The sequence below is a fragment of the Kitasatospora cystarginea genome (assembly GCF_039533515.1).
Lineage (GTDB): Bacteria > Actinomycetota > Actinomycetes > Streptomycetales > Streptomycetaceae > Kitasatospora > Kitasatospora cystarginea.
In genome coordinates this window covers 1-13,938 of the sequence record NZ_BAAATR010000043.1, presented here as the reverse complement: position 1 = coordinate 13,938, position 13,938 = coordinate 1, and the positions used below count along the sequence as shown (strand labels likewise).

15 protein-coding genes and 1 pseudogene are annotated in these 13,938 nt (G+C 70.2%); 7 read left to right on the top strand and 9 right to left on the bottom strand.

The window, feature by feature from the left end:
* Window positions 1-150: 150 nt before the first annotated feature.
* A complete protein-coding gene (locus ABD369_RS33045) occupies window positions 151-1,632 on the bottom strand; it encodes a purine-cytosine permease family protein (protein WP_344640302.1) in 1,482 nt (493 codons plus the stop codon).
* Window positions 1,633-1,992: 360 nt separating this feature from the next.
* Here ABD369_RS33045 and ABD369_RS33040 point away from each other — a divergent pair.
* Window positions 1,993-2,832: pseudogene (locus ABD369_RS33040) on the top strand (IS5 family transposase); the annotation flags it as partial.
* 105 nt (window positions 2,833-2,937) lie between these two features.
* Here the strand turns inward: ABD369_RS33040 and ABD369_RS33035 are convergent.
* Both ABD369_RS33035 and ABD369_RS33030 read right to left on the bottom strand, forming a co-directional pair.
* Window positions 2,938-3,783 carry an NAD(P)H-binding protein gene (locus ABD369_RS33035; RefSeq protein ID WP_344640301.1) on the bottom strand — a complete coding sequence of 282 codons (846 nt, stop codon included), beginning with the start codon at window positions 3,781-3,783 and terminating at the stop codon, window positions 2,938-2,940.
* Window positions 3,780-4,208 carry a nuclear transport factor 2 family protein gene (locus ABD369_RS33030; protein WP_344640300.1) on the bottom strand — a complete coding sequence of 143 codons (429 nt, stop codon included), beginning with the start codon at window positions 4,206-4,208 and terminating at the stop codon, window positions 3,780-3,782. The genes ABD369_RS33035 and ABD369_RS33030 overlap by 4 nt, the downstream gene beginning before the upstream one ends.
* 92 nt (window positions 4,209-4,300) lie before the next feature.
* Here ABD369_RS33030 and ABD369_RS33025 point away from each other — a divergent pair, with 92 nt between their 5' ends.
* On the top strand, window positions 4,301-4,906 hold the full coding sequence (locus tag ABD369_RS33025) for a TetR/AcrR family transcriptional regulator (RefSeq protein WP_344640299.1): 606 nt from the start codon (window positions 4,301-4,303) through the stop codon (window positions 4,904-4,906).
* 370 nt (window positions 4,907-5,276) lie between these two features.
* Here ABD369_RS33025 and ABD369_RS33020 read toward each other — a convergent pair whose 3' ends face one another.
* On the bottom strand, window positions 5,277-6,242 hold the full coding sequence (locus ABD369_RS33020; RefSeq protein WP_344640298.1) for an alpha/beta hydrolase: 966 nt from the start codon (window positions 6,240-6,242) through the stop codon (window positions 5,277-5,279).
* A gap of 200 nt (window positions 6,243-6,442) precedes the next feature.
* Between ABD369_RS33020 and ABD369_RS33015 the strand changes: the two genes are divergently transcribed.
* The gene (locus ABD369_RS33015; protein ID WP_344640297.1) at window positions 6,443-6,898 is read left to right on the top strand and encodes a MarR family winged helix-turn-helix transcriptional regulator; all 456 of its coding nucleotides are present in this window, start codon (window positions 6,443-6,445) and stop codon (window positions 6,896-6,898) included.
* A gap of 275 nt (window positions 6,899-7,173) precedes the next feature.
* Window positions 7,174-7,878 (top strand): GNAT family N-acetyltransferase, encoded by a 705-nt coding sequence (locus ABD369_RS33010; protein WP_344640296.1) that lies wholly within the window; start codon window positions 7,174-7,176, stop codon window positions 7,876-7,878.
* 82 nt (window positions 7,879-7,960) lie between these two features.
* Here the strand turns inward: ABD369_RS33010 and ABD369_RS33005 are convergent, their stop codons facing one another.
* Both ABD369_RS33005 and ABD369_RS33000 read right to left on the bottom strand, forming a co-directional pair.
* Window positions 7,961-8,326 carry a hypothetical protein gene (locus ABD369_RS33005; protein ID WP_344640295.1) on the bottom strand — a complete coding sequence of 122 codons (366 nt, stop codon included), beginning with the start codon at window positions 8,324-8,326 and terminating at the stop codon, window positions 7,961-7,963.
* A gap of 296 nt (window positions 8,327-8,622) precedes the next feature.
* Entirely contained in the window at window positions 8,623-9,906 is a 1,284-nt protein-coding gene (locus tag ABD369_RS33000) for a vanadium-dependent haloperoxidase (protein ID WP_344640294.1), read from the bottom strand.
* Between the two features lie 580 nt (window positions 9,907-10,486).
* Between ABD369_RS33000 and ABD369_RS32995 the strand changes: the two genes are divergently transcribed.
* Together ABD369_RS32995 and ABD369_RS32990 are read left to right on the top strand one after the other, a co-directional pair.
* Complete coding sequence (locus tag ABD369_RS32995) at window positions 10,487-10,708, top strand: hypothetical protein (RefSeq protein ID WP_344640293.1); 222 nt, start codon at window positions 10,487-10,489, stop codon at window positions 10,706-10,708.
* Between the two features lie 334 nt (window positions 10,709-11,042).
* Window positions 11,043-11,399 (top strand): ATP-binding protein, encoded by a 357-nt coding sequence (locus ABD369_RS32990; protein WP_344640292.1) that lies wholly within the window; start codon window positions 11,043-11,045, stop codon window positions 11,397-11,399.
* A 251-nt stretch (window positions 11,400-11,650) separates the two neighbouring features.
* Here ABD369_RS32990 and ABD369_RS32985 read toward each other — a convergent pair whose 3' ends face one another.
* Together ABD369_RS32985 and ABD369_RS32980 are read right to left on the bottom strand one after the other, a co-directional pair.
* Window positions 11,651-12,448, bottom strand: a complete 798-nt coding sequence (locus ABD369_RS32985) for an anti-sigma factor family protein (protein WP_344640291.1) — start codon at window positions 12,446-12,448, stop codon at window positions 11,651-11,653.
* A 25-nt stretch (window positions 12,449-12,473) separates the two neighbouring features.
* The gene (locus ABD369_RS32980) at window positions 12,474-13,076 is read right to left on the bottom strand and encodes a sigma-70 family RNA polymerase sigma factor (protein ID WP_344640290.1); all 603 of its coding nucleotides are present in this window, start codon (window positions 13,074-13,076) and stop codon (window positions 12,474-12,476) included.
* A 140-nt stretch (window positions 13,077-13,216) separates the two neighbouring features.
* Here ABD369_RS32980 and ABD369_RS32975 point away from each other — a divergent pair, with 140 nt between their 5' ends.
* On the top strand, window positions 13,217-13,495 hold the full coding sequence (locus tag ABD369_RS32975; protein ID WP_344640289.1) for a hypothetical protein: 279 nt from the start codon (window positions 13,217-13,219) through the stop codon (window positions 13,493-13,495).
* Between the two features lie 17 nt (window positions 13,496-13,512).
* Here ABD369_RS32975 and ABD369_RS32970 read toward each other — a convergent pair.
* Window positions 13,513-13,938 (bottom strand): hypothetical protein (locus ABD369_RS32970; protein WP_344640288.1); only part of this gene is annotated, 426 nt, incomplete at its 5' end.

Here is a 13,938-nt window from a genome sequence, read left to right as displayed (position 1 = left end):
TGGGTCAGCTACAGAGAGCTACTTGTCCGTTGGCCGTAGCTATACGAGAACAGGGCCGACACGTAGGGGCCACCCGCAGGAGCGCGGAGGTCCCCCACGCCGTGTGCACGGTGTGGGGGACCTCCGCGTTCCTGCGGGAGCCGTGATCCGTCAGACGGTCGCGGTCTCGCGCTCCTCGACTGCGGCCTCGGCGGCGGCCGGCTCGACCGGGGCCGGGGTGTTCTCCCGCGGAGTCGGGAGGACGGCCATGAGCAGCGCCGAGATGGCGATGGTGGCGGCCCAGCTGAGGCCGTACTCACCGACCGGAGTGGAGGCCAGCGGGCCGGTGAACCAGTCGCACTTGGTGAAGCACAGCCCCGCGATCAGCGCGACGGCCCAGGCGACCATCGCCTGCCAGCAGAAGCCACCCGAGTACCAGTAGCGGCTGCTGGGAGTGGTGTCCATCAGGCCCTCGGCGTCGTAGCGCACCTTGCGCGAGCGGCGGCGCAGCATGTCGACCGAGTAGACGCCGATCCAGGCGGAGAAGGAGACCGCGAGCAGGACCAGGAAGGTGATGAAGGAGCCGAGGAAGCTGCTCGCCACCAGCATCAGCATCAGACCGCCGACCAGGGAGATCACCGCATTGATGCTCACCGCCATGGCACGCGGCAGCTTCACGCCCATGGTCTGCGCGGTGAAGCCGGCCGAGTACATCGACAGGCTGTTGATCAGCAGCATGCCCACGATCGCGGTGATCAGGTACGGCACGGCGAGCCAGGTCGGCAGGATGTCGCCGAGGAAGGAGACCGGGTCCTGCGCCTTGGCCAGGTCCGGGGTGGAGACCGCCATGACGCCGCCCATCAGCACCATCGGGACCACCACGATGCCTGCGCCGGAGACCGTCACACCGACGATCTTCTTACCGGAGGCCTTGTGCGGCAGGTAGCGCGCGAAGTCGGGGCCGGTGGGCACCCAGCTGATGCCGCCGGCCGCGATGGTGCCGATACCGGCGATCATCATCGCGGTGGTGCCGGCCGGCTTGGCGAAGACCTCGTTCCAGTGCACGTTGGCGACCAGGTAGCCGAGCACCATGATGCTGAAGACGCCGAACAGGTAGGTCGACCACTTGTTGCACACGTTCAGCGCCTTGCGGCCCATGCCGCTCACCAGGAAGGTGCTGGCGACGAAGAGGAACAGCGTCACCACGATGAGCACGGTGTTGCTCTTGATGCCGAAGAGCAGGTCGAGGACGGTCAGCACGGCGTAGGCACCGGTGACCGCATTGATCGTCTCCCAGCCGAAACGGGCCACCCACAGGATCGAGCCCGGGAAGAGGTTGCCGCGCGCACCGAAGGTCGCACGGGAGAGCATCGCGCCGGGCGCGCCACCCCACTTACCGGAGACCGACAGCAATCCGACCATGCCGAACGATGCGACCGCGGCGCAGGCGGCGACGATCAGGACCTGCCAGAAGTTCAGCTGGTTGAAGACCACCAGGGCGGCGCCCATGGTGAGCAGCAGCACACTGATGTTGGCCGCGACCCAGGTCGGGAAGAGCTCGCGGACGCGGCCGTGCCGCTCACCGTCCGGTACAGGCTCGATACCTCGGGTCTCGATGGCGCCGTCGGAGTCGGCGGTGGACAGGGTGTCCATATGAGGGGGGCTCCGTAGGTGTAATCGGGTCCGGCCACAACGCCGGACAGGTACGGTGGGAGTCTACGCGCGTCAACGGCTCAGAACTACCGTACTTTTACCAAAATCTGACTAGTTGACGGGTTTTGGATCCATTCATGACAGTGCAAGACGCTCGCACCGGCCGAACCAAACTGGACATTAGCGCCAATAGTAGGACAAGCAGCAGAAAACCCTCTCGTGATTCGGCATGCTCACGACACTCTGCGCAGCATTAAGAGGCTGCGCAGATAGGCGGTTGGTGGGACCAGTCGGCGGACGAGACAGGCACAGGTTCCTTGATCATGGAGTTGCGACGTTCTGTGATCATTGGGGAGACCTGTGCCTGTGCTGCCGTTCTGGTTGACCGAACCGCTCTGGGACCAATTCGCCGCCCTGCTGCCGCAGCGGCCACAGTTCGATCCAGCCCACCCGCTGGGCTGCCACCGACGCCGGATCAGCGAGCGGATCGTCTTCGACAAGCTGCTCCAAGTCCTGCGGTTCGGCTGCTCCTACGAGGCGACAGCGGACTCGACCTGCTCGGCCGCCACGATCCGAGGCCGCCGCGACGAGTGGATCGGCCTGGGCCTGTTCGCCCGCCTGAAGCAGATCGCCCTCCAGGCCTATGACCGCGTCGTCGGCCTCGTCCTCGACCAGATCACCGTGGACGGCGCCGTCACCAAGGCCCCCGGCGGCGGCGAAGCGGCCGCACGCTCACCCGTCGACCGGGGCAAGCAGGGCGTGAAACGGTCCGGGATGACCGATGGCTACGGCATCCCGCTCGGCCGCGTCCTGGCCGGCGCCAACCGCCACGACTCGCCGCTCCTGGCGCCAACTCTCGATCTCCTGGAGGGACTTGGGCCGCTGCCCGACGAGATCACCGTCCACCTCGACGCCGGCTACGACTCGGACAAGTCCCGTGCCGTGCTCGACGAGCGGAAGCTGTGCGGTCAGATCGCGCGCAAGGGGACCAAGGCGCCGGTCCAGGCCACCCGGCGATGGCATGTCGAGCGCACCCACGCCTGGCAGAACGCCTTCCACCGCCTCGCCCGCTGCTACGAGCGCCGAACCAGCGTCATCGAGGCCTTCTTCGACCTCGCCGACACCGTCATCACCGTCCGGAGTCTGATCCGCCGAGCCTGGACCACCCACCGCTGGGACACCCGCCCCCGACGCCGCCCAGCCGCCTATCTGCGCAGTGAATTGAGCCTCTCCGGGGCACGACGCTCCGTCGGCACCCCGTGCCGGTCCGGCTTCAGGACCGAGGCGTCCAGTCCGGGGACCACGTCACCGGGCGTCGGTGAGCTCCCTCCGGGCGACCTCCCGGAAGCTGTGCGGTGGGCGGCCGGTGAGGCGCTCGACCGTGTCGGTGATGCGGTCCTCGGCCCCCTCGGCGATGGCGCGGTCCATGCCGGCCAGCAGCGCCACGAACTTCGGCGACATCATCGCCGCCAGGCGCTCGCGCATGTCCTCGTGCGAGAGGTGGCGGTGGAGCACGGGGCGGCCGGTGACCTCGGTGAGGATCACGGCGACATCGTCGTGGCTGAGCGTCTCCGGTCCGGTCAGGACGAGGTCGGTGTCGGGCGCGCGGTCCCCGGTCAGTGCGTGGACGGCGACGGCGGCGATGTCGTCGGCGTCGACGAATCCGACCCGGCCCGACCCGGCCGCGGTCAGGATGACGCCATCCCCCCGGATGCTGTCGGCATGCAGGTGCGCTCCAGTGAAGTTCTGCATGAACCAGGAGGGCCGCAGCACCGCCCACTGGTCGAACAGACCGGGCAGGGCCCGGTGCACCACTCCCACCGCCGGGCCCCCTTCGGGGACGGCGGAGGAGCTGAGCAGTACGGCGCGCCGCACGCCGGCTTCCCGGGCCTGCCGGAGGAACGGCACCATGACCGCGGCCGGGTCCGGGTCGCCCACGGGCGGCACGAGATAGACACGGTCGGCACCGGAGACGGCGTCGGCGAAGGTGGCGGGGTCGTACCAGTCGAAGCGGACCGGCTGCGCGCCCGGGAGCGGGGTGGCGCGACGGCTGGCGGCCTTGACGCGGTGGCCGGCGGCGACCAGCTGCGCGGCGGTACGGCTGCCGGTGGTGCCGGTGGCGCCGATGACGAGGGTGGCGGCGGCGTTCATCGGGCGTTGCTCCTCGTGAAGTCCAGGCCGGGATCGTTGACGGCGAGCGGGTTCCAGTAGTCGCGGTAGGACGTGAACCGTCCGTCCTGCACGGTCACGACGGCGATGTAGGTCATCTCGAAGGGCCCGCCCGTCTCGACCAGGCGGCCCACACCCCGCATCTCGACCACGATGGTCCCGGGGTCCGTGGTCTGGTGGATCCGCAGGTCGGGGAAGTCGTGCAGGTCGATGTGGTCGGGATAGTCGCGCATGTAGGCGGCGATGGCCGCCCTGCCCTCCAGGCGCTGCGGCCAGCCCGGCGGAGCGAAGGGGAACTCCATGACGCCGTGCTCGGCCCAGAGGCCGACCCAGGCCGGAATGTCCTTCTCCAGGAGCAGGCGCAGGCTGTGGCGGTAAAGATCCGCCGCCGAGGTGGTTGCGGGCATGGGGTTCTCCGTCCCGTACGATACGGACCAGCGGTCCGCTTCTTCCGGGAAAGATACGGACCGCCGGTCCGGATCGCAACTGGAGGAGACCCATGCCCGAGCGAGCGCCACGCAAGGACGCGGTCCGCAACCGCACGGCCGCCCTCGCCGCCGCCGACACACTCCTCGCCCAACGGAGCCCCGAGGACATCACCATGGCCGACATCGCGGCCGCGGCCGGCGTCGGCAAGGGCACGCTCTTCCGCGCCTTCGGCGACCGCTCCGGCCTGATCCGCGCACTGTACGAGGCCCGGCTCGAACCGGTCAGGGCAGCCGTCGAGGACGGCCCTCCCCCGCTCGGGCCCGCCACCCCACCCCTTCAACGCGTCCCTGCCCTGCTCGACGCCCTCCTGTGCTTCAAACTCGACAACCGCCACCTCGCACTGGCCCTGGAGGGAACCGCAGCCGACAGCCCCTACCGCACCGACCAGTACGAGCGGTGGCACGCCCTGCTCCGGGACCTGCTGGAACGGATCGCGGGCCCGGGCGACAGCGACTTCGCCGCCCACGCGCTGCTCGCCGCCACCCGGGCCGATCTCGTCGAGCATCTGGCCGGCGAGAAGCGCGTCCCCCGCGAGGAACTGCGACACCGGCTGGCCGACTACACGGCCTCCGTACTCGGCAGCCCTGCCGGAAGCGGACCGGCAGCCGACCGCTGAATCACCGACCCGGCGCGGCCTTGCCGCAGCCCTCCCGCACGAGCGCGAATCCCGCCCGGGAGCAGCCAGGCCCGTCCGCTCGACACGCCCCGACTCTCCGGCCGGGCGCCCGCTCAACCCCGCACGGCCGCACCGGAGAGCAGCATCACAACGCCTCCGGACAGCGCAGCCCACACGCCGCTCGACATGGTTCACCCCATTCGGAGCGCCCGACCGGCCGGACCGTTCGCCGGACGCGGCGGAGCCATCCTGCCGCGCGCGGGCCGGGGCGGGAATCACCCCGGCGGCGTCACTCCCGAGGGAGATGCCCGGGCCGCGCCGGGGCCCGCCCGCCGCCCGGCGATCGGGCCGGTAGCGGAGTCCGGGCCGCTCAGACGGTGCCGAGCGCGGTGCGCAGGGTGGCGACGGCCTGGTTGATGGCGGCCTCGGCGGCCTGGGTCCCGCGCAGCGCGTCGAGCATCACGAAGTCGTGGATGATGCCCTGGTAGCGGACGGCGGTGACGGGCACTCCGGCCTGGCGGAGCTTGTCGGCGTACGCCTCGCCCTCGTCCCGGAGCACGTCGGCCTCGGCCGTGATGACCAGCGCCGGGGGCAGGCCGGTGAGCTGGTCGGTGGTGGCGCGCAGCGGGGAGGCGGTGATCTCGGTGCGCTGGTTCTCGTCGGTGGTGTACTGGTCCCAGAACCACTGCATGCCGTCGCGGCGCAGGAAGTAGCCCTCGGCGAACTGGCGGTAGGAGCCTGTGTCGAAGGCGGCGTCGGTCACCGGGTAGAAGAGGACCTGCTGGAGCAGCGGCAGTCCGCCGCGTTCCTTGGCCATCAGGGTCAGGGCGGCGCTCATGTTGCCGCCGACCGAGTCACCGGCCACGGCAATCCGGGTCGAGTCCAGGTGGTGAGCGGCGCCGTCGGTGACGATCCATCGGGCGACCGTCCAGTTCTGCTCGATGGCCACCGGGTAGCGGTGCTCGGGTGAGAGGTCGTACTCGGGGAAGACCACGGCGGCGCCGGTGCCGACGGCGAGCTCGCGGACCAGCCGGTCGTGGGTGTGTGCGCTACCGAACACCCAGCCCGCGCCGTGGATGTAGACGATGACCGGCAGCTCGCCGGTGGCGCCCGCGGGCCGGACGATCCGAGCCCGGACCTGGCCGGTGGGGCCGCCGGGGACGGTGACCCACTCCTCGTCCACTTCGGGCTTGGCGATTTCGCCGGACTGGACATCGTCGACGGCCTTGCGGCCCTCGGCCGGGGGCAGCTGGAACAGGAACGGCGGCTCGGCGGTGGCCTGCGCGAACGCGGCTGCGGCGGGCTCCAGGACGGGACCAGTGATCTTCTCGGTCATGCCAGGCTCCTCATCAGGGCGTGCAGCGTCAGGGCCGGGCCGGCCCTGACGGTCGTCGCGCCCGCCGTCCGGCGGGCACACTCATAAGGTAGCGCGCGATTAAGTTGTGCGCTACTCAATTGTGCACACTATGGTCGCGCGTACTTCGAACGATAGGGTGGGAGGAATGGGCCAAGCGACAGGCTGAGAGGGCACGACCGATGGAGACAGCGGCGACCGGGAGCGCACAGGGTTCGCTCCTGCTGGATGACCAGCTCTGCTTCGCCCTGTACGCGGCCTCGCGCGCGGTCACGGCCCGCTACCGGCTCCTGCTGGACAGCCTCGGCCTGACCTACCCCCAGTACCTGGTGATGCTCACCCTCTGGGAGCGGGACTCCGTCTCCGTACGCGAGCTGGGTGCCGCACTCCAACTGGAGTCCAGCACGCTCTCCCCCCTCCTCAAGCGCCTCGAGGCCGGCGGCCTGGTCATCCGCGAGCGTCGCACGGACGACGAGCGCTCCGTCGCCGTCCGCCTCACGCAGGCGGGTGCGGACCTCCGCGCGAAGGCCAGCACCGTCCCGCTCGCCATCGGCGACGCCATGGGCCTCACCCCGGAACAGGACGCCACCGCCAAGCAGTTGCTCCGCCTGATCACGGCGAACGTCACCCACTCCTGAGCCCGCTCCGGCGCGCAGCCAGCGGACATCGCCATGGCGACCGGCGTCACCCGACGACCGAGTCCACGTCGGCCGGCGGCAGATGCTCGGGCCTCAGCGTGGTGCACCTCGCGAGCGCCGGGACCGGGCTTCAAGGCGAGTCCCACCCCGGCCGCGGCCCGTGTCCCGCGCCACACGCCCCTCACGGCCTCGCTCTCGGGGATCACGACGTGCCGCATGTCTGGCGGAGGTGTCCCGCGCTGTCTGCGGGCACGAGCTTCTCGTCCCGCCGCACGATGCTGATCCTGTCTCCCCAGCCTCGGCACGCGGTCTTCATGCCGGAGTCGGTGTACTCGATCACGATCACGTTGTCGCCGACGCGGCGGTGTAGTCGCCGCACTCGTACAACCATCGCCGCCGAACGGCTGATCCTGCGACTATTCACATCGGGTGACGTTGATGACCGGTACGCGTACCAGTCCCTACCGGAGGTCGCTCGCTACCTCTATCGCCCGTCGCTCACCCGTGAGGGCTGTGCCGAGTCCATCGCCGCGCGAGCCTGCGGGACCGTCTGGAAGACCGATGGCGATGTGCTCCTGCTGGCCGTGTGCCGGGCGGACGAGTCAGCAGTCGTTGGCGAGGTGGTCCGCACCCTCGCGAGTGCGCGCGCCCGGCAGGCCGACATCGGCTGGGTCTTCAACCCGCAGTACGCCGACCAGGGCTACGCAACCGAAGCGGTGCGCGCCCTGGCCTCGCTGGCCTTCGGCCAGTTGAGGGACTCCAGGACTCGGGGATCCGAAGCGTGGCACGGAGAGGACTGCCGGCTGCTCCTGCTGCCTCCGATGCCGGCTACGCAAAGCAATCAGAGCGACAGCCAACCGCTCAGGAGGCGGTTGCCGACGTGGCGCTGCCAAGCCCTACTCCTGCGTCTCGGCGGCAACTACCGCGTACATGAGGTCGTTGTCGCGCATGTCGAGGCTGCGCATGTCATCAGGTGGTAGGGACCAGCACCGTCCAGGGTGTAGTAGGAGAGGGTCAGCCTGACCGTCTCCTTGCCGTTCGGGCCGGACACGGTGAGGTGGCTCAAGCGTTCCTTGTCGTCGGCGCGGCACGCGTGATGAGCCCGATTAAGCAGGACCCAAGTGCACCGGACGACCAGCACGCCGTCCACGTCCGCGACTTGCGGCGCCGTTCCATCCAGCACTCACTCGCCGCAGCCGGGTCGTCCGGCGCCTCGCGTGATTGATCGGGCTTGCTGGTGGTCTCGGTCCACCCGGTCTGCCGCAGCAGTTGCTCCAGCGGAATGCTCCCGGCTGCCCAGGCGCCGGCCACGTCCCACTCCTTGGCGATCTGGGAGAGCGACGCACCGATTCCGGCCCTGGCCAGCGACGCTCGAAGCGCCCGCGCTTCCTGCTGCTCGTCCGCACTGCGTTCGCTCCACTTCGCCACGATGGACCTCCAGAGGGGTTGGCTGAACCACCGACTCGGTACGACGCCGGCGTGGGCATCACCGGCCGCTACTTCGAGGACTGCGCACAGGCACAGACGGTCCCGAGCGAGCCGGTGCCATCGCGGGCGTGGCGCCCTACGCCGTGGACCGGGAGAACGCCACCCGACTGTGGGCCGTGCCCGAAGCCCTCGTCCACTAGCCAGGCCCCAGCTACGCGCGTATCGGCGGCCGGCTGTACCCGACGTGTCGGGTACAGCCGGCTCCTGGTCACGGCGCCCTGACGCCGCACGGACGGTCAGAGGTGGTGCGCCACGAAATCGGCTACCTGCGTGCCGAGTTGCTGGCCGGACTGGTTGTCGATGGCGGTGTGCTGGCCGGACCAGATCCGGCTGAGCCAGGCTTCGGTGGCGGCGTCCTGGAAGCCGGCGAAGGTTCGGGAGACGCCCTTCGACGTCACCGTGATCCGGTGCTGAGTGCCGTAGAGCCCGGTGAGCGTCGTCGCCGCGGCCTGGCTGAGAGCGCCGTGAGCGCCGGGGTAGGACGGATCCGGGGCGGTCGGCAGCAGCGGGGTCCAGTTGGGATCGCCGACGATGCCCGGGTTGTAGTGCGTGTCGCCGAGCCGGATCGCGGTCACCGGCCGCCACACGTGGTAGGCGTACTTGGCGTCGTACATCGCGATCGCGGTGTCGGCGAGCGACAGGTCGAGGTGGGCGAAGACCTTCACCGCCTGCGCCAGGCTCGCGTTCTGGGAGGTGACCAGGCCCTGCGCGACCTGGTTCCAGACGTTCCAGACGGGCGCCGCCGCCCAGAACTTCGCGGCCGCGGTCTGATCGGGGGTACGGGTGGTACTGGTCTTGCTGCCCAGGCCCTTGACCTCGTTCAGGGCGGACGCGTACGTGGCGGTGCTCACGGCCGGCGGCGCCGCCGGGCGGAACTGGCTCCCGCTGGTCAGCACGAACGGCTTGACCGAGCCCCAGTTGCTGAACACCGGTGCGGGGAAGGCGGGCGGTGTGGGCCGGTAGTCGCCGGGCAGGCTGCCAGCGGTGAACTGCGGCGGCTTGGTTGAGGACCCGTCAGTGGACCGCAGGCTGATCAGTTGGCGCGCGACCGCTGCTCCCACGCCGATGCCCGCCTGCTTGCCGGCGCCGTTGGCGATCGCGGACATCTGGCTGCTCAGCCGCTGGTCCACGCTTGCGCGCTTGGTGGGGTACAGGGCGGCCAGCACGTCGTGGGCTGCCTGGTCCGCCGCGGCGTCCGCACGCGCATCCTGAGGTGCCGGCACCGAGAACACGTACGGGGGGTCCGACTGGGTGATCGATACCACCGCGTCGTACTCGGCGGCCTGGAGCAGCGCGAAGCTCCGCGTGGGGTGGACGGTGGCCGGTTGGGCCTTGGGATCGCTCAGGATGCCGATGAGTTCGCGGTTCCACGCCACGACCGACCTGCCGGACCCCGCAGCGGCGGTGCTCGTGGCCGGTGACTGGGCGGCGGTGGCGGTGGCCCCGAAAGCCGGGCTGGTGAGTCCGGCTGCCAGCACGGTTCCGATCAGGACGGCGAGTGTCTTCTGCTTTCCACTCATTTCGGTGGCTCCTTCTCGCTGGTGGCGGGCCGTGGCAACAGGTGGCAACGCTTGGACCACTCGGGTGCATCACTCGGGCCGCTGCGGACCGGGGAGTTCAGGTACATGGGTGTGTGCTCTCTACTGATCAGCCCGCGAGGCGGGCCGGGTGGGGTCGGTCATTCGGTTGATGTTTTCCGTGCCGGGCCCCGGCGTTGAAGACGTGCATGGCTTCTGGGTCAGCGCGTCGTGCTGCCGTGCGCGGATGGGCCGATGTGGGGGTGTCGGCTGAGCAGCGGGTCGGTGGCGTAGCGGAGCCCAGTGAACGGGGCGTGCGCCGGTGGCTGGACGCGGGCGGCGCCGGTTGCGACGGCGCAGTCGCTGTCCTGAGGGGCGGTGGAACCATCTCGGTCATCTCGGCTCACTCCTTGCCGGATGGGGGAAGGAGGGGTTCCCGGGGATCGGTGCTCGTCAGGTTCCACGGTTCCGGGGGCTGTGCGGTTCGGTGCGTAAGCACCTTTTGCGAGATTTCGTAGATTTTTGGCATATGCGATGAGCGACCTGGAACGCAGAGACCCGGGTGCTCCGACAGCAACTCGCCGTGCTGCAGCGACAGCTCGGCCACCCGGAGTGGCCTCTGGAGGGCCTGGTCGTCGGTCGCGCCGACGGCTCGCCGCTGCGGTCCCAGTGGGTCCTCGACCAGGTCCGCAAGCGCAGCGCCGAGCTCGACCTACCCAACACCGGCCTCCACGCCCCGAGGCACACCGTCGCCACCATCATGATCGCCCAGCACCATCGCCCGAGCCGCCCGGACGCCTCGTAGGCACCCGTCGACCCTTGAGGTCGCCGCAGGTCACGGCTCCGCTGAGCGCCGTGTGCCCCCCAACCGGCGAACTCCGGAGGCATGAACGGGCCGAACCGCACGGCGCCTTCGCACGTGAAAGTAGACAAGCGCTGGTATTCACGAGATCTCCTCCCCTTCCCCTCCCAGCCGCAAGGAGTGAGTTGAGATGACCCAGCTACTCCCCGCAGACTCCCGCCGCGGCCGCAACGCTCGGCTCCACGCCACACGCCGAAGCCCGCAGCGTCCCCGGTTCGCACCCATTACGGGCGCGCTGCCTGCGCGAGGCTGCTGCCGTCACCAGGCGCTGCTCACGTTGCCGGCGCAGGAAGCACTCGTCTCCGCCGCCCGTCACTTCACGGCGGAGCTGCTGGACAGCTGGAGCATTCCCCGGGACAAGCGGGACTCCGCCGTTCTCATCGTCGACGAACTCGCCGCCAATGCCGCCCGGTACGGCCACGAGTGCATGACGCTGCAGCTGGTCCTCGACCACCACGTGCTGCACATCGTGGTCGTCGACTCCGGAGCTGGCGTAGACCGCCCCAGTCATGACATCGCCCCGGACGAACACGGCCGTGGCAACGGCATCGTCGGGTTCCTCGCACAATCGACCGAGGTCCGCCAGGCTCCGGAGGGTCGCGAAGTCCACGCCTGCCTTCAGTGGTCGGCGTGACCGAACCCAGTTGAGGCTTCGGTCGCCATGTGAGCGCGTCGCTCACATGGCGACCGCGATGAGCACGTCATGACCTTCGAACCCGGCGCGGTCGGCGATGGGGGCGGGGATGACCGCCGTCGCCCGAATCTGCCTCCCCGTCCCGCGGTGAACGTCGCGCCGCGCGGCATGACCTGCCCCGCTCGTCCGGCCAGCCCGTGCCGGCCTTGGCGGGCTGCCGGCTCTGAGGAGCCGACCGGGCGGCTGGGGCCTCACGCCGGGATGGTGAGCAGCTTCTGGCCGTTGCCGGCGTAGATGTCGAAGTGACTGATCGTTCCTGGGGACATGGGTACGGTCCCGGAAATCTTGGCGTCACCCGGGTACTCGCCGGCCTGCCAGGTGGCGGCGGTCGCTGTGGTGCCCGTGATCCCGACCGCTTGCAGGCTGCAGGTGATCCCGGGGGGCGCTCCCTTCGCCGAGACCTGCAGGGCGCTGCCCCAGGCAGCGGGCGAGACCTCGACCGTGGCGGACACGCCGGTGGTGGGGTCGGTTCCGGAGAAGGTGCGGACCGGGGCCGGTGACGTCGCGGCGGGCTGCGCGACCTGGCTGCTCGTGGACGCGACGGTAGCCAGCCACGTACCGCCCGAGGCTGCCGCGGCGATGAGCGTCGTGGCGGCTGCGAGCCCGACCAGTTGCCTCCGCACGGCGGTACGACGTCGGGACGCGGCCTGCTGGAGCAGCCGGTCGAGTCGGGCTCGCTCGGTTCGCCGCGGTGCCCCCGGCACGGCAGCGGCCGCAGGCTGCTCCGGCTGCGCTCGCGTGCTTGCGGCGGCCCGTCGTACCAACCGGTCGGCCAGCTCCTCGCTGGGCGCGGGCGCTGCCTCGCCTGCGGCCTCGGTCTCGCTGACCGTCGCGAGTAGCGCGGGCAGCCCAGCCAGTTCGGCATGCTCGGCCTGGCACTCGGCGCATTCCGCGAGGTGGGCACGCACCTGCTCCGTCTCCCTCGGGGACAGCGTTCCCAGCACGTATCCGCCCAGGGAGAGCCGGATGGCGTCACGGTCGCCGTTCATGGTCCGCACCTCCTCCACGCCGCTGTCACGGCTCGATGCCCCGTTCCTGCAGCGCCAGCCGCAGCGCCTTCAAGGCGTAGTACGTGCGCGACTTCACGGTGCCCACCGGAACGCCGAGCACCTGCGCGGCCTCGACCATCGTCCGGCCCCTGTAGTACGTCTCCAGCAGCACGGCCCGGTGCTCCAGGGAGAGGGTCCGGATGGCCTCGGCCACCGCCCAGCTCTGCAGCGCTTGCTCGATCTCGTCTTCTCCGGGCGCCTGCTCCGCGACCCGTTCCAGCACCTCCCCATCGACCTCGGTCGGCCTGGCCCCGCGGGCCCGGCGGGCGTCGATGACCAGGTTCCGGGCGACCGCGCACAGCCAGGCCCGGGCCGGTCCGCGCTCGGGGTCGAACGCCGCCGGGTGCTGCCAGGCCCGCAGCAGTGTCTCCTGCACGACATCCTCGGCCCATTGCCAGTCTCCTGAGGTCAGTCGCAGGACGAAGTGAAGCAGCGGCCCGGCATGCTCCGCGTACAGCGTGCGGAGCAGTTCCTCGTCCGCGCGGGAAATGGTCCCCGTACCAGAGACACGGTTCCCAGAGCGATCCGGCTCACTCGATGGACCGCGTTTCCGAAGACTCCACGGCATAAGTCGATCATCGCATATGCCACAAAACCCTGAAATCTCGCAAAAGGTACTTACGCGCCGAACCGCACGGCCCCGGCACCCGTGGAACCAGACGAGCACCCATCCCCGAGCCTCCCCCGTCCCGCAAGGAGTGAGCCGAGATGACCGAGATGGCTCCGCCGCCCCTCGGGACCTCCCCCACCGCGCGGCCGGTCACGCGACCCGACCACGTGCCACGGCTCCACGAGGCGCTCCACGAGCACAGCGGATGCACCGCCCGCCTCCTGCCCGGCGCGCCCGCCATCACACACAGCGACTACGCCGTCGCAACCGGCGCCCCCGCATCCGCCATCCACGCACAACAGCACGGCGGCCGCGTTGACCTGAATGCCGTGCACGTCCTCGACGCCGGGTCCCCGCGCGGAACACCGACCGGATGACCGACCCCCACCCGCCCCTATCGCGGGCTGACCAGCAGAGAGGCACACACCGTGCACCCGAACTCCGTTCCCTCACCCCGACGGGCCCTGGTGGCAGCCGGCCTGGCCGTTGCCACCGCGAGCACGCTGGTGCTGCTCAGCGCCTGCGGCGGATCACCGCATCCCTCCTCGACCGGTTCCGGCGGTACCTCAAGCTCCGCCCCGAGCGCCCCGGCGATGCCCAACACGAGCACACCGGCAAGCCCTCCGGCCACAACGGCACCGGCGACCAGGAACACGGTGACGATCCAGAACTTCGCGTTCGCACCAGCCAGCCTGACGGTCAAGGCGGGCACGACGGTGACCTTGAAGTTCCACCCTGCAGTTGGACACTGTCCGTTTACGCCGCCAAGGCGTGACCCTGCTGGTGTCGTTGTCGGGTCTCGAGTGGGGTGAGGTAGCCC